Below are 17659 nucleotides of genomic sequence, written 5' to 3' on the forward strand. Positions count from 1 at the left end.
CATGAACACGCTGCGTCGCAACCAAGTCCTAGGGATGCTAGGCGCTGCGCCGGCGGTAGCGATCGCAATCGTGGTTTGGCTCTATGCGCCGCAAATCTTCGCGCACGTTCCGCTCCCCGCCGACGACCCAGGCAGCCGGTTGGCGTTCGCGGCGCAATGGCTCATCATACCGGGGCTCACGTTGCTTGCCGGAATCTTCGGCGCCTCGCGTCGCGGGTTCTATGCCGATGCAATCGAAGGCACGCGCACGCCGAAGAGCCAGAGTCTGGAGATCAATCTCCGCTACAACCAGAACACCACCGAGCAGACGCTGCTCGCGGCAATTGCCTGGATGGCCCTTGCGCGCATGCTTCCGCACGAACAGCTCGCCCTCATTCCAGCGCTGGCGGTGTTGTTCGCCATTGGCCGCATCACGTTCTGGATCGGCTACGCGCTGCATCCGATGGGGCGCACGTTCGGCATCAGCCTGACCGTCTTCCCCACGATCATCGCCTATGCCGTCCTGATCTGGGATTTCATCCAGTAGGTTTACGCGAAAAACAAAAACGCCGCCCCGAAGGGACGGCGTTTTCCAATGCGATCCAACGCGGCCATCATCACCGAAAAGCTTGCCCTTCGCCATCACCTGTAAGCAAGCTATGCCCCGTGTCCTGTCGGAGATTGAGCTATGCACCTTCGCTGGTTGTTGCCGATCGCCATCCTTGGTGGCGCTAGCAGCGCTTGGGCTCAAACCGCGCCAGGCGCCGTCATGCCGGTTCAGCCTCAGATCATTCAGCCACAGGTCATGGCGCCCGCCCGCGTGACCGCACCGGAAGGCATGTCCATCGAGGACGCTGTGCAGTGGGTCTTGGCCCAATCAGCCCAGGAGTCCGAGGAGGACCTCCGCACCATGATGGAGGCGATGCAGGCGCAAAATCGGCGCCGCCGCGACATGAGAGAGTTTGTCGCTCGGACGCGTGCGCAGCGCGCTGACATGCAAGCGCCGCAAGTGACGCTATCGCAAACCGCGCAACCGACGGCGCCGACAGTCACGCCGGTTGCCCCGCCTAATCCCTGCGCAGGATCGACAGCGGTGGAATGGCAAACCTGCGTCGATCATATCCGTACACGCTTAAGCCAAGCTCAGATTCCAGTGGCCAATCGAGCGCGCATCGAGCGCGCGCTTGCGACGTTGCGAGTCCAACTCACTACCGGCGACAACCCAACGCAGCCGCAATTCACGCGCTCGCAAGCCGTAGCGACCAACCTCGTGAGCGAGGTCCAAATGCTGCAGCAGCAATAAAAAACGCCGCCCCGAAGGACGGCGTTTCCGAAACTCAAACTGAGCCAACTTTTACCGGCCCGGACGTGGCGGCGGCTTCGGCAGCAGGCCTTCGCGTTGCGCGCGTTTGCGGGCCAGCTTACGGGCGCGGCGGACGGCTTCCGCGCGTTCACGCGCACGCTTTTCCGACGGCTTCTCGTAATGGTTGCGGCGCTTCATTTCGCGGAAAGTGCCTTCCCGCTGCATCTTCTTTTTGAGCGCCTTCAACGCCTGGTCGACGTTGTTATCGCGGACGAAAATCTGTACCAGGACCCGTCTCCCGTAACCAAAACGAAGCTTGCCGCGGCGCGTTTCGCACCGGGCGTGAAATTGCGAAGGGCGGGGGATAGCAAAAGGCCGCGCCCGTGTCCATGCCGCACCGGATCGACGCAAGCGCGCCACAGGCGTAGCGTGTGGGCATGGCCGACATCCCCTCCGCCCGGTTCCGCGCCCGGATTTTAGAGGCTTTTACCGCCCACGCCGCCCGCCTGGGCTGGACCGCCGCCGCCTTTAAGGCCGCCTGTGAAGAAGTCCAATTGAGCGAAGGCGAGGCCGCCTTGGCCTGCCCGCACGGGGCGGCCGACCTGTTCGACGCCTTCGCCGACCGCGCCGACGAAGCCATGCTGGCAGCCCTCGACGATCTCGATCTCCCGGCCATGCGCTATAGCCAGCGCGTCAAAGCCTGCGTCCAGCTCCGCCTCGAAGCGCAAGCGCCCTACAAGGACGCCGCCCGCGCCATGACCCGCGCGCTCACCCGCCCAGACCGCGCTCCTATCGCCGCCCGCCTGCTCTGGCGCACCGCTGACCGCATCTGGCGCGCGCTGGGCGACACCTCGACGGACGAAAACTTCTACTCCAAGCGCGCCATCCTCTCCGGCGTGCTTGCCAGCACCTACGCGCGCTGGTTTTCCGACGACACCGCCGACCACGAAGCCACCTGGACCTTCCTCGACGCCCGCATCGCCAACGTCATGCAGTTCGAGAAGTTCAAAGCGCGGCTCAAACCCATTTCGGAAGGCGTTCAAACCGCCGTCGGCGTCGCCGCGCGCTTCCGTTACGGCCGCTAAAATTCCAGCAACGCTGCTGTAAACGGGCCCAACGCATCTTATAGTGCGGTTATCACGGGTCCGTGACCGGAGGCGCGTTATGCAAGCTACTCCTATGCGGCTACTCAACATTGTGCTGTGGCCGCTCACCATCTGGCCGAGCGTGTTCAATCTCGAAAAACACCCGGCCGACAACTACGCCGAGCGAACCTTCCCCTTGATCGCCACCGCGATCGGCTTTTGGATCTGCGTGGGCCTCATGGCCACGACGCTGATGCAGGGCGGGCTAGCGGCGTTCACCGGCGACGGCGGCGATAGCCTCGCCGCGCGGCTCACGCCCGCTTGGGCCGACGGCGTCACCGGCGTGCTCTGGTTCTTCTTGCCGGCGCTCTACATCATCGGCGTCTGGCTGTTCGCGGCGCGAGACGAAGCGTTTCCGAGCTAGAACTTTAGCTTGGTGACGTGACCCATCTTACGGCCGGCACGCGCGTTGCGCTTGCCGTAAAGGTGGACGCGAGCATCGGGATCGGCCGCGAGCGCCGCCCACGCGTTCGCGTCATCGCCGATCAGATTCAGCATCTCAATCGCTGCCACCCGCGTCGTCGGCCCAAGCGACCAACCCGCTACCGCGCGCACGTGCTGCTCGAACTGCGAGGTGAGGGCGCCTTCGATGGTCCAGTGCCCGGAATTGTGAACCCGCGGCGCCATCTCGTTAGCCACCATCGATCCATCCGCCATGACGAAAAACTCAATCGTCAGCACGCCGACATAATCGAACGCCTCGAGCACTTTGGTGGCTGCATCGCGTGCGGCGCTCACCACCGCGTCACTTACTCGCGCGGGCAGCGTTGTGCGCGAAAGAATGCCGCCGGCGTGCTCGTTCTCACAAAGATCGTAGAACGCCACTGCGCCATCCCACCCGCGCACCGCGATGATCGAGACTTCGCGCTCGAACGCGCAGAAACCTTCCAGAATGCCCGGCGCGCCAAGCTTTTCGTAGGCACCCGGCGCATCAGCGGCGCTCCTGATCCGGATCTGCCCGCGCCCGTCATAACCAAGCCGCCGCGTCTTCAGGATCGCCGGCGCACCAATCTGCGCCAACGCCGCATCCAGTTCAGCTTGCGACGACACCGCCGCAAACGCCGGCGTCGCAATCCCCATCGCCGCGAAGAAGCTCTTCTCGTCGAACCGATCCTGCGCCACCGCCAAAGCGCGCGGCGAGGGCGCCACCCGCGCGCCCGCCGTAGTCAACGCTTCCGCGGTTTCCGCCGGCACGTTCTCGAACTCGGTCGTCACCACGCTGACGCGCCGCGCAAAATCCACCAGCGCCGCGTGATCCAGATAATTTCCAAGGATCGTCTTCGCCGACACGCGCGACGCTGGGCTGTCTGGTTCATCCGTGAAGATGCAAACGTCAAACCCAAGCTGCGCCGCCGCGATCGAGAGCATGCGGCCCAATTGTCCGCCGCCGAGAATGCCGATCGTCGAGCCCGGCTTGAGGGGCGTCACTGCGGGCTCTCTCCCACCGCCGCGGTCTGCGCCGCGCGATATGCTTCCAGCCGCGCCGCCAACGCCTCATCGCTCAGCGCCAAAATCGCCGCCGCCAACAGCGCCGCGTTCACAGCGCCCGCATCGCCAATCGCCAGCGTCCCAACCGGCACGCCCTTCGGCATCTGCACGATCGACAAGAGGCTATCCATACCCTTCAGCTCGCGGCTCTTGATCGGTACCCCCAGCACCGGCAGCGGCGTCATCGAAGCCGCCATGCCCGGCAGGTGCGCGGCGCCACCCGCGCCGGCGATGATCACCTTCAACCCCCGCGCCTTGGCGCTAGTGGCGTAGTCATAGAGCCGTTGCGGGGTGCGATGGGCTGAGACCACCTTGGCCTCGTAGGGGACGCCCAGCGCCTCGAGCGCCTCGGCCGCCAGCTTCAGCGTCTCCCAGTCGGATTTCGAGCCCATGATGAGGCCGACCGGCGGGTTGGGGGTAGCCATGTTTCGGCTGCTCCTAAAAAACGGCCCAGTAAATGAACCCGCGCCGCCCGTAAAGCCTGCATCGCCCTGTGGGTTAAGCCCGCCTTTACCAGCAAGGAGTCATGCCAGGGGTGAGAGGCGCACACCCATGGCCTTCGGCCTAGGCAAACTCGCAAGCGAAACGAGCCAGCTCCTGCAAGAGCTTGGCCTGTCTCGCCGCGACGTTTCCGAGGCCGCCATCGACGTGATCGAGCGACTCACCGCGGAGCGAAACGAAATCGCCGCCAAGCTGGCGCTGGCCGAAGAGTTGGCCGATCGCGATGCGCTGGCACCCACGCTGAACCGCCGCGCCTTCCTGCGCGAACTCCACCGCACCATGTCCGAGGTCGAGCGCTACAAGACGCCGGCGGCGGTCCTCTATCTCGATCTCGACGGCTTCAAGGCCGTCAACGACGCCTACGGCCATGCCGCCGGCGACGCCATCCTCCGCCATGTCGGCCTGCTGCTCTTGGACAGTGTCCGCGAGTCCGACGTCGTCGGCCGTCTCGGCGGCGACGAGTTCGGCGTGATCCTCAACCGCGCCAGCGCCGACGAAGCCCGCGCCAAGGCGCAGTCGCTCAGCGACCACATCAACAACAGCGCGATTCTGCACGCGGGCGTCGCTCACCGCATCCGCGCCTCCGTCGGCGTCCACCCCATCGCCCTCGCCGAAGACCCCGAGACGGCAATCGCCCGCGCCGACGAAGCAATGTACGCGGAAAAACACGCACGGCGCGTCGAGACGCAGGCGTTCGCAGCGTTCTAGACGCCGGCGCTTTGCACTCCTGAGAAACGTCGCTTGCGATACGCGTCAGATTAAAAGCGTCGCGAGTCCCCATGCGATCAGGACGGCGCCAGCGCCGCGGCCGACCCACTTCCCAATTGGCAGCACCTTTTCGACTAGCACTAGCGCTGCAAGTGCGGCGATCCAGACGAGATTCATTACGCCGCCTACGAACAGCAACGCCATCAGCATCCAGCAGCAGCCGACGCAATAGGCGCCGTGCAACGCGCCAAGTCGAAGCGCCCCTGAAGCGTGCGGTCGCCAATGACGTGACAGGAACGCAGCGGGCGCGCGGCAATGAGACAGACACATGTTCTTGAGCGGCGAGAGCTGGTAAATCCCCGCGACAATCAAAACGCCGCCCGATAGCCAACGGCTTTGTGAGCCCATGAACAGGGCCGAAACCAACCCGGCCTGTTCCAGCGCCCAATAAAGGGCGGTGGCGACCAGCGCGAACGCAAGCCAAATCATAAGGTAGCCAGCCGCGAAGGCGCCGGTCGGCGCAAGCCGGTCCTGAACCTGCCCTCCCGACAGCGAGTGGCGGTGCACGCGTGCGTAAAGCAGAATCGTCGGCGCAGCACTCGGCGTCATCATTGCGATCATCATGATCCACCACATGGCCGCCATCAGCGCCCAGACGGTAGGCGTCCAGGGCGTTGTCATCGCCATGCCACCCATATCCATGCCGGACATACCTATGGCGGACATGTCCGGACTCGCTGCGGCCTGCAAATGCGGGAACAACGACAACGTCGTCATCTCCCACGCGCTCTTGCCGAGCCCGGCGCCAACAAGAATGTATCCCCACGCCAGTACGCACAGCGCCGCGAGGCCCGCCAGCGTGATGGCGCGGTCGTGTTTGAGCAGGCGTTCGATTGCTGGCGCCTCAACCATGCGTGGCGCTACGCCCGCACGACGCCGTTTTGATTGAGGTGCAGGCGCGCGAATTGGCCGTACTTGTCCTTGATGTCGACTTGAACTGGCCCTTTGGTTTTGCTCGACGCGCTGCCGATCTCGGCAACGGTGTATTCGAAGCCTTCCGGCAGCACGATCTGGGCGCGCGATTCCGCTCCCGAGACCTTATTGCGGATCGGCTCGCCGATGGTGTCGATATAGTCTTTGACGAAGATGCGGCCCTTGCGACCGTCGACATCAAGGTCGAGGTCGATCTTCGTGAACACAGGATCGCTCATCTTGGTCACGGTCGACGCGTAAACCGCAAACATGGTGGCGAAAGGGGCCGTGTCTTGTCCGGTCATGATCCGCAACAGCGCCTCGCGCTGTTTGTCGTTGGCGCTTTCATCCACAAAGGCGATCGCTTCGCCATTGCCTTCGTGGATGGCGCCTGGCCACTTGAAGATGGCCGCGATGCGAAGGCCGTCGAGGTTGGTGTCGCCGTGATGGCCCTGGTCGATTTGGATCCCGGCCACGGCGTGGCAATGGCCCTTGTCAGGCAGGGCGTTGAATTGGCACGGGCAGCCATACTCGCAGGTGCAATTGACGAGCTCGCGGCCTTTGATTTCCCAGTCCGTCATGGCGGTCCCCTGTATCTTGAGGCTTGAAACGCCACTCTACGCGCTCCGCGCCGGTTCAGCCAGCCGCGCGCCACCGTTCACGCCAACTCCAGTGCCCGTGACTGTCAGGGATCGGCGAAGGGCGGACGCAAATTCCGAGGATAGATTCACAGGCGCCCGTCCTCCCCCGACAGGGGGAGGTGGCGCGTGCGCGACACGCGACGGAGGGGCGAGCGCCAGCCTTTGCAATGCATTTGCGCCGCCCCCTCAAATCGCTCCGCGATGACAGCTCCCCTATCGGGTGAGCACGCGTGCCTGAGAATGCGGGGATAGATCGCGCTCAATCCGACCGGCTTCCCACACGCATACAATGCCTCATCGTCCTCGCACGGAGGGCAGTTGGATCCACTGTTCAACCAACCGCGAAGGCGAGATGATCGAGCGTGATGCTCTGATGCTTCTCCAGACCACCGGAGAAGGCGCCAAGGCCCAGAGGGCGAAAACGAGCCTCTTACGCCTAGCGTATCGCATCAACGGCAGAAGCCCGCGGGATAAAAACCGCGAGGAGCGCACCGGGGATCAGCGTGAACAGCGCTGACCTGCACGCCGACGGGGAGCGACCCAGAGGAGTGAAAAAACTCCTTGTGACGCCCCGCCGTAGCAGATTGTCGGAGACGCGAGCGAAGCGTCGGCGCTGCGCAAGCAGCGCACCAAAGAACTACCCTGGACGCAACCCTCGCGTCTCCGCCCTCCGTCTCGTGTGAACGAGACGATCCGCCGAGGCCTTGGCGAAGGCGGACCTATGGAGCGCCGGCATCCTCGCCGGCGATGCGAACCCGTGCGCCGGTCACATCAGTCGCAAACGCTCTCGGGGCGCACGACAAAAACTGCACGTTGCTCCAATTGCGTCTCATCGATTGGAAGCGTCGTCCGCTGTGGAAAGGCGTACAGAACGAAATCGGTGTTGAGTTGCATTGGCACAAGAACTGGAACTGGCGTCCGAGGATAGTCCGTCATCGCGGGTCTGAGACGATACGCGTACCGACAGTGCGTCGTCCTGATATGCAACGTATCGGTGTCTCGTGGTGCGCCAATTTTGAAGGTGCGCGCGCGACCGGAAGGAACGTCGATCGTCCTGTCGTACGTGAGAGTTGCGATTACCGCTTCACGCGATCCGTTGTAGAGCTCAAACCGCTGGACCATGGTGCAGGCCGCCACAAGCGACGGCACGATCGCAAGAGCGAGCCTTCGGGGCATCTAAAGCCGGAAGCTCAACGCCAGCGCACCGAAATCCTGCCGCGTCGGCTGCGTTTCGAACTCTTCCGTCCGCCACACATAGGTGTAAGCGAGGCGCGCATCGCCAAGGCTGATCGTGAAGCCAGTCTGGAAGTCACCCACGAACGGATTGCGTTCCACCGAGGCGCTGTCCTCGAACGTGTTGCCATCCAAGAAGAGATTGTGCCCGACGGCGCGCCCTTGCACGCCCGCGAAGATGCTCCACGACAACGGCCCGCCGCTGAAATGCTCCACACCCGCAAGCGACGGCCGCACACGCGGCGGCCCGTAATCGCTATCGATGCGCTGCCCAATCCGCGCCGCGACGCCGGCATGGGCTTCAGTACGCAAAGTGCCGAGCGTAACGCCCGCGCTCGGCGTCAAATCCGCTTCGATCCCACCAAGGAAGTCGCCAAACAAACGCAACGCGCGCCAGCGCCGATCGAACGACACCGCGAACGCGACTTCGTCATGGAGCTGGCTGTCCCAGCCTTGCGGATCGGGCGCGCCGAGCCACTCATGGATGCCGCGCTGCGCCTCTTCGCCTCCCGCCGACGGGCCTGTGAGACCGAGCTCAAGCTCATAGGTGTCGAGATAGCGCGGCGCACGGCCATCACTACGATCTTCCTCGGCGCCGACCGAAATTTGCATGTAGAGCCAGCCCGCATACGGATGCTGATCGGGCGGCGCTGGGTTCGCTTCGATGTCCTCTGGCGTGAAGATCGAATGGCCGACCGCAAAGCCCCAGAAGTCCGGCTCGGAGTTGGAAAGCGCGCGCGTAAAGCTGCCAGCGCCTTGCAGCCAATCCGGCACGCGCTCGGCTTCCGAGACGTAGCCCAATCGAATGCCGGACGTGTAATTGCGATCAGCGCCGGACGAGAGAGAGTCGTTCTCCACTGTCAGCGAGAACACACCCTTGTCGTCGGCCTCGTCCTGGTTTTGCGCAAACGCGACGCCCGGCGTCACCGCCGCGATCAACGCTGCTCCAGCCAGCCACCGCTTCAGGCGATGATGTCCGGCGTCAGCCTGTCCTCGATCCATTGAATCTGGTCCCTCAAAACAAGCTTGCTCCGCTTCAGGCGCGCGACCTGAAGCGTGTCCCCACTGCTTTTTTCCTGCAGTGCCTCGATCGCGCTGTCGAGCGCGCGATGCTCCTCCCGAAGTTCCAAAAGCCTGGCCTTCAGCACACGCTTTTCCGGCGTGTCATTGATATCAAAGGCTTCCGGGTCGTCGACGTCCATGAGCCCTATTCCGTCGCAGTTCCGCGGGGCCCCGCGTCCCGCGAAACTCCAGCTAAACCCGCGTCGCAGGGCCTGTAAAGCGCCCGACTCGCCCGAATCCAGGCGCCTCAAATGGGGCAATGCTGAGAACGTTTATTTTTGTTGACGATGTAAGGAGACAACACCCGAAAAGGGGAGCATCCTCGGACTCGCCCAAACAAGAGGAGGCGCCTTCGATGGCCATCGAGCAGCGTTTACGCGAACTCGACGCCCGGCACCGGGATCTGGATGTGATCATCAAGAATGAGGCACAGCATCCGAGTTCAGACACAGTCCGTCTCGCCGCTATGAAGAAGCAGAAGCTCAGGCTCAAAGAAGAAATCGAGTCGATCCGACAGGGTTTGGATCACCACTAACGTCCTCCGCGTCCGTTCTGACGCGACCGCTCATCCTTCCCTTGGCGAAAATGAGCGGCTGGTGAACGCGCGCTCGTTGGACTAGCGCGACGCGGTTTGCGCTGTCCCGTCCACGATCGAGAGATAGCGTCCGTACCCTTCCGCCTCCATCCGTGCGCGCGGGATGAAGCGGATGGCGCACGAATTGATGCAGAAGCGCTGGCCGCCTGAATTGCGCGGGCCGTCGTCAAACACGTGGCCTAGGTGCGCGTTGCCGCGCCGTGAGCGCACTTCGATGCGGCGCATGCCGAGCGCGTTGTCTTCGCGGAGGATGATGTTGTCGGGATCGATCGGCGTGGTGAAGCTCGGCCAGCCCGAGCCGCTGTCGAACTTGTTGGTGGAGGCAAATAGCGCCTCACCCGTGCGCGCTTCGACGTAGATGCCGGTCTCGTGGTGATCCCAGTATTGGTTGTCGAACGCCCGCTCGGTGCCGTTCCGGTCCATGACCCAGTTGCGCAGTCGCTCGAGCGCGTTCGGCGAACGCTCGGTGTGCAGGGCTGGCTGCCGCGTCTGCGCGTAGGCGTAGTAACCAGCGCCGCCGGCGGCGAGCAGCGCAAGAGCGAGGATGGGCGCGAACTTCATGATGGCTCCTATCTAGGGCCTCATACGTGCGGCGCGGGGCGGCGGTTTCGTATCCTACACCCGCTGCGCAGCGTTATGTTGCGGCGGTTCCTAGCAACCGCCCCCGCCTTTCATACGTAGCACCAGCATGATCCGCCGCACCCTTATCGCCAGCCTCTTGTTCCTGATCGCCTGTTCGCCCACCGAACCGGCCACCGCCCAGCCGTCCCCGCCGCCCCCCACCGGCGCGGTGCAAGAAGCCGTGTTCGCCGGCGGCTGTTTTTGGTGCATGGAGCACGACATGGGCGCGATCCCCGGCGTGGTCGAAGTCATGAGCGGCTACACCGGCGGCACGAACGCCAACCCGACTTACGAAAACCACCCGGGCCACTACGAAGCCGTGCGCGTGCGCTTCGATAGCTCGCGCATCAGCTACCGCCAGCTGGTCGATCGCTATTGGCGCTACACCGATCCCACTGACGCCAGCGGCCAATTTTGCGACCGCGGCTCAAGCTATCGCCCGGCCATCTTCGTCACGCCCGCACAACGCGCCGATGCCGAGGCCAGCAAGGCGGCCGTGATCACCAGCGGCCGCGTCAACGGCCGCGTCATTACGCCGGTGCTGGATTTGGGTCCGTTCACCGAAGCCGAAGAATACCACCGCGACTACGCGCGCCGGAACGCCATGCAGTATCAGCTCTATCGCACCGGCTGCGGCCGCGACGCGCGGCTGCGGGAAGTGTGGCGGCGCTGACTGCGCATGGCGTCGCCCTTCGACAAGCTCAGGCTGACGCTGTTGGGACATCGCGCCACTGTTGGGTGGTGTCACCCTGAGCTTGTCGAAGGCGAAGCGGGCCTCAGCCCTCGTCGCTAGCCGGCTGCACATAAGTTTCGGCCGGCACCGTTTCCTGCGCCGTCTTCAGCGTCTTCGCCTCCGCCTTCGCCGCGCGCGCATCGGACCGCGCCTTTGCGGCAGCGGCGTCAGCGACGACCGCGTCGAGCTCGATCTGCGTGCACAGGCCGATTGTCACCGGATCGACTGGCTTGATCTGGCTCGAGTTCCAGTGCGTGCGATTGCGCACCTGATCGATGGTCGACTTGGTCGTGCCGATCAGCTTCACGATCTTGGAATCCGGCACTTCCGGGTGGTTCTTCAGGAACCAGTTGATCGCGTCCGGGCGATCCTGGCGGCGCGCGATCGGCGTGTAGCGGGCGCCGCGCTTCTTCATCTGCGGCAGGTCGATGCGCTTTTGTTCAACCACGTTGAGCTTGTAGGTCTCGTCCGCCTCGCCCTTGGCGATCTCTTCGCGAGACAGAAAACCACCGGCGATCGGGTCGACGCCGCGAATGCCCTTGGCCACGTCCTCGTTGGCGATGCCTTGCACTTCGAGCGGATGCAGCCCGCAGAATTCGGCGACCTGATTGAAGGCGAGCGACGTGTTTTCGATCAGCCAAACGGCGGTCGCCTTCGGCATCAACACGTTTTGAGACATTGCGAGCTCCAGATATGCAAAAGCGCCCGGCGTCGTCGCCAGGCGCTAGCCATCGGTGCAACGGGCTGACGCATCCGGGCGCGGACGAGGTCAGTTGTCGCCCATATAGTCCGGACCCTGCGGAAAGGGAAGGCGGGAATGAGGGTGACGGCAGGTAAAAACCGCACCTAAGCTCGCGGCGGAGGGGCAGCTAGCATGAGCGCGTTTGAGTTCTTCTTCTCTTTGTTCGGTCTAATCCTGGGCCTCGCCATTGCGACGATCGCCGGCGGCATGAGCGATGTGCTGCGCGAGCGCAAGCGCATCCCGATCGGCTTGCTGACGCCGTTGATGGCGACGTTCCTTCTGATCGACCTGACCAGCTTTTGGGTCGTGAGTTGGCAGAGTCTGTCGGAGATCCGTATCGGGTTTCCCTCGATGCTGTCGGTGGTCTCACTGGCGGTGGTTTACGTCTTTGCCGCAGGGATGGTGTTGCCCAAGAAGGTGGAGGAGTGGGCGTCGGTTGATGAATATTATTTGCAGCACTACCGCTGGGTGCTCGGCGGCGTGCTGTTCGCGAATATCGGGCTGCTAACGCTGGTCGGCGCGTTGAGCGACGAAGGCGTTCTAGGCTCGTGGCTGAACCGGCTCTTTCGCTGGCAGGACATGGTCTATTTCGGTGTGCTGATCGTGCTGATGATCTTTCCCCGCCGCATCGTCCACTTGGTAGGCTACGCCATATTGCTGTTTGGCTATGTGGCGATCGTCGTCACCGATCCTTCGCTGACGTGAGCGCGAAGCCCTAGCCGTGTGCCGTCGCGTGCTTGGGCTGATACATCGATAGCTTGCCGCCGCCCGGAAGCGTGATCCGGGTCAGACGGCCCCATCTCTCTTCGCGGATCGGCTCGCACGTACGCCCCATCGCCGTCAGCCGCGCGATCTCGGCCTCGACATCGTCGCACATCAGGTAGAATTCCGTGCCGCCGTTCTCATCGCCCGGATGAAACGCCAACTCGCTCGGCGGCAATTTGAAGATCAACCATCCGCCGCCAGCATCGACATGATCGATGCCCAGCGCATCGCGAACGAAAGCGCGGTCTGCGTCGGCGTCTTTCGAGAACAGCATAATGTGTGCGCCTGTGATCATGGTTCATGCTCCCGTGGTGAGGATAACTTTCCCCGCATGCGCACCGCTTTGCAGCCGTGCATGCGCGCCTTCCGCTTCAGCCAGCGGGAACGTGCTATCGATCACAGGTTTCACCTTGCCCGCCTCGATCCACGGCCACACCACGCGCTCCACCTCGCTTGCGATCCGCGCCTTCTCTTCGTTCGAGCGCGAGCGCAGCGTCGCGCCTGTCAGAGTCAGCCGTTTCAGCATCAGCCGCATCAAGTTCACCTCGGCATGCGCGCCCTGCTGGAACGCGATGATCACGCAGCGCCCGTGCGCGTTCAGCACGTTCAGATTCTTCTGCACGTAAGGCCCGCCGATCATGTCAAGCACAACGTCGGCGCCGCCCAGGCCATCGACGACGTTCTCGAAATCCTCGGTCCGGTAATTAATCCCGCGCTCGGCCCCGAGTTTCTCGCAGAGCTTCACCTTGGCCTCGTCGCCGGCTGTCGCGAACACGCGCGCCCCGTGCGCCTTCGCCATCTGGATCGCCGTCGTGCCAATGCCGGATGCGCCGCCGTGCACCAGCAGAGCTTCCTTCGGCTTAAGCGCCGCCGTCTCGAACACGTTGGCCCACACGGTGAACACAGTTTCCGGCAACGCCGCAGCTTCCACCAGCGACAAGCCCTTCGGCACGGGCAGCACCGAGCCTTCATGCGCGACGGCGTAGGTGGCGTAGCCGCCGCCCGCGAGCAACGCGCACACCTCATCGCCCTCGTGCCAGCGCGTCACACCCGGGCCGACGTTCTCGATCACGCCGGATACTTCGAGCCCCAACGTCTCCGGCGCGCCCGACGGCGGCGGATAGAAGCCAGCACGCTGCGTCAGGTCCGGGCGATTAACCCCGGCGGCCGCGACGCGGATCAGCACCTCGCCGCGTCCCGGCCTGGGGCGATCCACAACGGCGAGCGTCAGCGGCGTATCGGCGCCATGGATGATTTTGCGCATCGTGTCCTCCGAGCCGCCGCCCTTAAAAGGCGCGCGCATTTAGGATAGACTGATGGAAGAGGAGGTACGAGGCCGATGATCGACGACGATCCCTTTGCTCCGCCGGTAAAAAAAGCTGTACCGCTGGAACAGCAGCTTGAGAACGCGTCCATCGACGAACTGGAGTTCCGTATCGAACGCCTCAAGACCGAGATCGCCGCTTGCGAAGAGGCGATCAAAGCCAAGCGCGCCCAGCGCGCCGCCGCAGATTCCGTGTTTGGCGGCGGCCGGTCTTAACCCATCCGGGCCAGCGGCCTGTATATTGCGAAACTTCAGGCTGCATGACCGACACGAACCAAGTTTCCCCAACGAGGGCGGGTTTCGACCCCAAGCGCGCGCTGGATTTCGCGCGCTCGGAGATGTTTGACCGCACCTTTAAGGAAGGCATGGCGCTGGTTGAGGAAACCGCCGCCTATCTCGATGGCCCCGGCCGCGCCGCCTCCAAGCGGCTCTCGCGCGGCGCAGCACTCGCCTACGCCGGCGAAAGCATGCGCCTCACCACGCGCCTGATGCAGGTGGCGTCTTGGCTCCTGGTCCAACGCGCGGTCCGTGACGGCGAGATCCAGATGGCCGAAGCCGCGAGCGAAAAATATCGCCTGATCTCGCGCGACAGCCAGCAGCCGCAAAGCTTCAACGGCGCCGACGATCTGCCGGAAGCGCTGAAGACGCTGATCATCCGCGGCGGCGCCATTTACGAACGCGTCCGCCGCCTCGATGAAACCATGTACGAAGGCAGCGCCGAGATCGCCAACCCGGTCAACGACCAAATGGCCAAGTTGAACGCGGTGTTCGGCCGCTAGTCCTCCGCGCGCGCGGGGAGGTGCGGAGCGAAGCGAAGCGGAGGGGCGCGTCGCCGCCTCAAAACAACTTTCCCCTCAGTCTCGCGCCATGCGCTCGACAACTCCCCGCTTCGCAGGGAGCGTGAAAAAGGGCGCCGGATTGCTCCGGCGCCCTTAAATCTCTCAGCTCAAAGAAGGCCTCAGCCTTCCTTCTTCTTCATGAAGCCGCCGAACTTGTCGTTGAAGCGCGAGACGCGGCCGCCGCGATCGAGCAGCGTCTGGTTGCCGCCGGTCCAGGCCGGGTGCACTTTCGGGTCGATTTCGAGCGCCAGCGTCGCGCCTTCTTCACCGTAGGTCGAACGGGTCTTGAAGGTCGAGCCGTCGGTCATTTGGACCGTGATGAAGTGGTAGTCGGGGTGGCCGTCTTCTTTCATGACCGGAATCCTGGCGGTCCGCCGATCGAGGGCGGGAAAATTGGAAGCGGGGCTGATACCGGAAAGGCGCTGCGGTAGCAAGGGCGGGCGATGATTTGGCTGATTTTGGCGGGCTTTGCGGGCATGGCGGCGGTCGGGGTCTCGGCGTGGGCGCGGGGTGAGCGCAAAAAAGTGGATGCAGAGGGCGAGGCCCGGCGTGCTCAATCTCAAATGGAAGCCGAGGAGTCGCGGCTGTTGGCCAAGCTGCGGAGCGAGAAAGGCGAGAGCTGATGCCGGCCGCCGGTTATTCCGGAACGCCATTGGCGAAGAAGCTCGGCTTCAAACCGGGCGAGCCGCTCTGGGCGTCCGGCATGCCGCCCTCCGTCAAGAAGGCGCTCGATGCGGAGGCTCATCCCCGCTATCTCGCGCGCCCAACCAAAGTGCTCGCCGCCGCGCACATCTTTCACAGCAGCGCCAAGCGACTAGCGACTGAGCTCGAAGGCCTGCGCCCGAAGCTCGCGCCCGACGGCATGATCTGGGTGTCGTGGCCAAAGAAGGCGGCGAAGGTCGATACCGACATCACTGAAGACACCATTCGCTCCATCGCGCTGCCGATGGGCTACGTCGATGTGAAGGTCTGCGCTGTGGATGAAGTTTGGTCCGGCCTGAAGCTCGTGATCAGGAAAGCGCTGCGCTAGCGGGCTAGGGCGCGCTATGTCCGATGAGGGAGGACGTCAGAAAAATGATCGCGTCCGTCTTTGTTGGAACCAGCCTCGACGGGTTCATTGCACGCGCCGATGACTCTTTCGACTTCCTCCCGGAAGGCGGCGGCGAGCCGCACGGGTACGATGAGTTCATGGCCAGTGTTGGCGCGCTGGTCATCGGGCGGCGGACGTTCGACGTCGTACTCGGCTTTGCCGTCTGGCCCTTCGGCGGAAAGCCGGTCATCGTTCTCACAACGCGGCCGATGCCGTCCGTGCCTGCCGGCGCCGTGGTCGAACGCATGTCTGGAGAGCCGCGCGAGGTCGTCGCCGCTCTGAGCGCGCGCGGTATCGGCCATATCTATGTTGATGGAGGCGCCACGGTTCAGAGCTTTCTGCGCGCGGGGTGCATCCACCGCATAATCGTCACTCGCGCCCCGGTGCTGATTGGACAAGGCATCCCGCTATTTGGACCCTTGGCGAGCGATATCGTTCTGCGCCACATCGGCACGCGCCACTTTCAAAGTGGATTGGTGCAGAGCGAATATCACGTGGTTGGCGCTTCAGAACCTGGGCGCGACATCGAACCGCTTTGGCTCTCGTAATCGGTTACGCCAGCGCCGGTTCTGGCTTCGCTTCAAGCTTGTGCTGCGTTTCCGGCACAAAGCGCATCAGGAACGGATTGATCGCGATCGAAATCATCGCCGCGCCGAGGATGAGATTGTAGGTCTCCGCCGTCATGACGTTGAATTGCCGGCCCAGCCCCGCCAACACGAACGAGAATTCGCCGATCTGTGCGGTGCCAAACGCGATCAGCAAGCTCGACGCGCGGCCCTGGCCGAGCATCCGCATCGGCACATACGCCAGCACGGCTTTGCCGATCACGATGACAGCGACCAGCGCGGCGATCGCCAATGGCTCACGTAGCAATACGCTCGGATCAAGCAGCATTCCAACGGCGACGAAGAACAGCACCGCGAACGTGTCTCGGAGCGGCAGCGAATCCTCGGCCACCTTGTGGCTGAACTTGCTCCCGTTGAGGGCAAGCCCGCCCAGGAAGGCGCCGAGTGCGAAGCTGGCGTCGAACCAGAAATAGGCTGCGCCGGCGACGCCCAACGCCAGCGCTAGGGTGCCAAGCGAGAGCAGCTCGCGCGACTTGGTGTGCGCGATCTGGACAATCAGCCACGGAAAGAAGCGTCCGCCCACGATCAGCATCAGCGCCACGAAGCCCGCGATCTTGGCGAGCGTGATCCCCAGAGCGATTGCGATGCTCAGCGGCGAGACGCTCGCGCCTTGGCCCGACGTCGCCGTGACCAGGGCAGGCAGCAAAACGATTGCCAGAATGATGATGATGTCTTCGACCAGCAGCCAAGACACGCTGATCCGGCCTTCCTCCGTCTTCATCAGCCGGCGGTCTTCCAGCACGCGGAGAAACACGACCGTACTGGCGATCGACATGGCGAGCCCGAGCAGGATCGCCTCGGTCAACGGCATCGCGAACGCCAACCCAACGCCCGCGCCCATCGCGCCAACCAAAACGGTTTGAAGCAACGATCCAGGCACCGCGACCCAACGGACAGACCAGATGTCATCCAGTGAGATTTTCAGCCCCACCCCGAACATCAGCAGGATCACGCCGATCTCGGAAAGCTGCAGCGCCAATTCGACGTCAGCGGTGAAGCCTGGTGAGAACGGGCCAACGATGAAGCCCGCGAACAAATAGCCAACGATGGGCGAGAACCGCAACCGCTGGGCGACAAAGCCGAACACGAACGCAAGCACTATCGCGGCCACCAGGGTCGTGATCAGTCCGTGCTGCTCCATGCTTGTCGCGCCGCCTCCTCAAAACGTGTGTGACCCATAACGCACACCGGCGCGCTCGCGCGCAAGGCGAACGGCCAAGTTTTTCAACGTGCGGAACAGAATGCCGCGCTGCCCCGTTCTCGCCACAGATGGGATTCGAGGGCTGAAACGA

The 17659-nt window shown here is 63.6% G+C and carries 26 protein-coding genes; 13 read left to right on the forward strand and 13 right to left on the reverse strand.

Features of this window, described 5'->3' with window-relative positions:
* Position 1 precedes the first annotated feature (1 nt).
* Together DSM104635_RS04595 and DSM104635_RS04600 are read left to right on the forward strand one after the other, a co-directional pair.
* Entirely contained in the window at positions 2-526 is a 525-nt protein-coding gene (locus DSM104635_RS04595; RefSeq protein WP_158765073.1) for an MAPEG family protein, read from the forward strand.
* 141 nt (positions 527-667) lie between these two features.
* Entirely contained in the window at positions 668-1282 is a 615-nt protein-coding gene (locus DSM104635_RS04600) for a hypothetical protein (RefSeq protein WP_158765074.1), read from the forward strand.
* Between the two features lie 51 nt (positions 1283-1333).
* On the opposite strand, the gene rpsU is transcribed toward DSM104635_RS04600, so the two are convergent.
* Positions 1334-1570 carry a 30S ribosomal protein S21 gene (gene rpsU, locus DSM104635_RS04605; protein ID WP_158768005.1) on the reverse strand — a complete coding sequence of 79 codons (237 nt, stop codon included), beginning with the start codon at positions 1568-1570 and terminating at the stop codon, positions 1334-1336.
* A gap of 149 nt (positions 1571-1719) precedes the next feature.
* On the opposite strand from rpsU, the gene DSM104635_RS04610 reads away from it, so the two are divergent.
* A complete protein-coding gene (locus DSM104635_RS04610) occupies positions 1720-2367 on the forward strand; it encodes a COQ9 family protein (protein ID WP_158765075.1) in 648 nt (215 codons plus the stop codon).
* Between the two features lie 79 nt (positions 2368-2446).
* Complete coding sequence (locus DSM104635_RS04615) at positions 2447-2791, forward strand: hypothetical protein (protein ID WP_228445853.1); 345 nt, start codon at positions 2447-2449, stop codon at positions 2789-2791.
* Here the strand turns inward: DSM104635_RS04615 and DSM104635_RS04620 are convergent.
* Positions 2788-3855, reverse strand: a complete 1068-nt coding sequence (locus DSM104635_RS04620; protein ID WP_158765077.1) for a 5-(carboxyamino)imidazole ribonucleotide synthase — start codon at positions 3853-3855, stop codon at positions 2788-2790. The two genes, DSM104635_RS04615 and DSM104635_RS04620, sit on opposite strands and share 4 nt — an antisense overlap.
* On the reverse strand, positions 3852-4340 hold the full coding sequence (purE, locus tag DSM104635_RS04625) for a 5-(carboxyamino)imidazole ribonucleotide mutase (protein ID WP_158765078.1): 489 nt from the start codon (positions 4338-4340) through the stop codon (positions 3852-3854). The genes DSM104635_RS04620 and purE overlap by 4 nt, the downstream gene beginning before the upstream one ends.
* Before the next feature lie 127 nt (positions 4341-4467).
* Here purE and DSM104635_RS04630 point away from each other — a divergent pair, with 127 nt between their 5' ends.
* Positions 4468-5124 (forward strand): GGDEF domain-containing protein, encoded by a 657-nt coding sequence (locus DSM104635_RS04630; protein WP_158765079.1) that lies wholly within the window; start codon positions 4468-4470, stop codon positions 5122-5124.
* A gap of 45 nt (positions 5125-5169) precedes the next feature.
* On the opposite strand, the gene DSM104635_RS04635 is transcribed toward DSM104635_RS04630, so the two are convergent.
* From DSM104635_RS04635 to DSM104635_RS04650, 4 genes are all read right to left on the reverse strand, one after another.
* Positions 5170-6036 carry a DUF2182 domain-containing protein gene (locus DSM104635_RS04635; protein ID WP_158765080.1) on the reverse strand — a complete coding sequence of 289 codons (867 nt, stop codon included), beginning with the start codon at positions 6034-6036 and terminating at the stop codon, positions 5170-5172.
* Positions 6037-6044: 8 nt separating this feature from the next.
* The gene (locus DSM104635_RS04640; protein ID WP_158765081.1) at positions 6045-6677 is read right to left on the reverse strand and encodes a DUF1326 domain-containing protein; all 633 of its coding nucleotides are present in this window, start codon (positions 6675-6677) and stop codon (positions 6045-6047) included.
* A 1236-nt stretch (positions 6678-7913) separates the two neighbouring features.
* Positions 7914-8972, reverse strand: coding sequence for a lipid A deacylase LpxR family protein (locus DSM104635_RS04645; RefSeq protein ID WP_158765082.1), 1059 nt, complete (start codon positions 8970-8972; stop codon positions 7914-7916).
* Positions 8933-9172, reverse strand: a complete 240-nt coding sequence (locus tag DSM104635_RS04650; RefSeq protein ID WP_158765083.1) for a YdcH family protein — start codon at positions 9170-9172, stop codon at positions 8933-8935. The genes DSM104635_RS04645 and DSM104635_RS04650 overlap by 40 nt, the downstream gene beginning before the upstream one ends.
* A 215-nt stretch (positions 9173-9387) precedes the next feature.
* Between DSM104635_RS04650 and DSM104635_RS04655 the strand changes: the two genes are divergently transcribed.
* A complete protein-coding gene (locus DSM104635_RS04655; protein WP_158765084.1) occupies positions 9388-9567 on the forward strand; it encodes a YdcH family protein in 180 nt (59 codons plus the stop codon).
* Between the two features lie 81 nt (positions 9568-9648).
* Here DSM104635_RS04655 and msrB read toward each other — a convergent pair whose 3' ends face one another.
* Positions 9649-10188 carry a peptide-methionine (R)-S-oxide reductase MsrB gene (msrB, locus tag DSM104635_RS04660; RefSeq protein ID WP_158765085.1) on the reverse strand — a complete coding sequence of 180 codons (540 nt, stop codon included), beginning with the start codon at positions 10186-10188 and terminating at the stop codon, positions 9649-9651.
* Positions 10189-10318: 130 nt separating this feature from the next.
* Between msrB and msrA the strand changes: the two genes are divergently transcribed.
* Positions 10319-10921 (forward strand): peptide-methionine (S)-S-oxide reductase MsrA, encoded by a 603-nt coding sequence (gene msrA / locus DSM104635_RS04665; RefSeq protein WP_407703510.1) that lies wholly within the window; start codon positions 10319-10321, stop codon positions 10919-10921.
* A gap of 103 nt (positions 10922-11024) precedes the next feature.
* On the opposite strand, the gene DSM104635_RS04670 is transcribed toward msrA, so the two are convergent.
* Entirely contained in the window at positions 11025-11660 is a 636-nt protein-coding gene (locus DSM104635_RS04670) for a cell cycle transcriptional regulator TrcR (RefSeq protein ID WP_228445855.1), read from the reverse strand.
* 195 nt (positions 11661-11855) lie between these two features.
* Between DSM104635_RS04670 and DSM104635_RS04675 the strand changes: the two genes are divergently transcribed.
* Positions 11856-12428: a hypothetical protein gene (locus DSM104635_RS04675; RefSeq protein ID WP_158765087.1), complete on the forward strand. Its 573-nt coding sequence runs from the start codon at positions 11856-11858 to the stop codon at positions 12426-12428.
* A gap of 10 nt (positions 12429-12438) precedes the next feature.
* Here DSM104635_RS04675 and DSM104635_RS04680 read toward each other — a convergent pair whose 3' ends face one another.
* Both DSM104635_RS04680 and DSM104635_RS04685 read right to left on the reverse strand, forming a co-directional pair.
* On the reverse strand, positions 12439-12783 hold the full coding sequence (locus DSM104635_RS04680) for a VOC family protein (RefSeq protein ID WP_158765088.1): 345 nt from the start codon (positions 12781-12783) through the stop codon (positions 12439-12441).
* A gap of 3 nt (positions 12784-12786) precedes the next feature.
* A complete protein-coding gene (locus DSM104635_RS04685) occupies positions 12787-13752 on the reverse strand; it encodes an NAD(P)H-quinone oxidoreductase (protein ID WP_158765089.1) in 966 nt (321 codons plus the stop codon).
* Positions 13753-13827: 75 nt separating this feature from the next.
* Between DSM104635_RS04685 and DSM104635_RS04690 the strand changes: the two genes are divergently transcribed.
* Positions 13828-14028 carry a DUF1192 family protein gene (locus tag DSM104635_RS04690; RefSeq protein ID WP_158765090.1) on the forward strand — a complete coding sequence of 67 codons (201 nt, stop codon included), beginning with the start codon at positions 13828-13830 and terminating at the stop codon, positions 14026-14028.
* A 44-nt stretch (positions 14029-14072) separates the two neighbouring features.
* Complete coding sequence (gene rcdA, locus DSM104635_RS04695; protein ID WP_158765091.1) at positions 14073-14591, forward strand: protease adaptor protein RcdA; 519 nt, start codon at positions 14073-14075, stop codon at positions 14589-14591.
* A 179-nt stretch (positions 14592-14770) separates the two neighbouring features.
* Here rcdA and rpmE read toward each other — a convergent pair whose 3' ends face one another.
* Positions 14771-15004: a 50S ribosomal protein L31 gene (rpmE, locus tag DSM104635_RS04700; protein ID WP_158765092.1), complete on the reverse strand. Its 234-nt coding sequence runs from the start codon at positions 15002-15004 to the stop codon at positions 14771-14773.
* 90 nt (positions 15005-15094) lie between these two features.
* Here rpmE and DSM104635_RS04705 point away from each other — a divergent pair, with 90 nt between their 5' ends.
* Genes DSM104635_RS04705 through DSM104635_RS04715 form a run of 3 tightly spaced genes read left to right on the forward strand, consistent with a single transcriptional unit; the run spans position 15095 to position 16289 of the window.
* On the forward strand, positions 15095-15274 hold the full coding sequence (locus DSM104635_RS04705) for a hypothetical protein (RefSeq protein ID WP_158765093.1): 180 nt from the start codon (positions 15095-15097) through the stop codon (positions 15272-15274).
* Complete coding sequence (locus tag DSM104635_RS04710) at positions 15274-15681, forward strand: hypothetical protein (RefSeq protein WP_158765094.1); 408 nt, start codon at positions 15274-15276, stop codon at positions 15679-15681. Before DSM104635_RS04705 ends, DSM104635_RS04710 begins: the two co-directional genes overlap by 1 nt.
* 44 nt (positions 15682-15725) lie before the next feature.
* On the forward strand, positions 15726-16289 hold the full coding sequence (locus tag DSM104635_RS04715; RefSeq protein WP_158765095.1) for a dihydrofolate reductase family protein: 564 nt from the start codon (positions 15726-15728) through the stop codon (positions 16287-16289).
* Positions 16290-16293: 4 nt separating this feature from the next.
* On the opposite strand, the gene DSM104635_RS04720 is transcribed toward DSM104635_RS04715, so the two are convergent.
* Entirely contained in the window at positions 16294-17508 is a 1215-nt protein-coding gene (locus DSM104635_RS04720; RefSeq protein WP_158765096.1) for a cation:proton antiporter, read from the reverse strand.
* Between the last annotated feature and the right edge of the window lie 151 nt (positions 17509-17659).

The organism is Terricaulis silvestris (genome assembly GCF_009792355.1).
Classification (GTDB): Bacteria; Pseudomonadota; Alphaproteobacteria; order Caulobacterales; family Aquidulcibacteraceae; genus Vitreimonas; species Vitreimonas silvestris.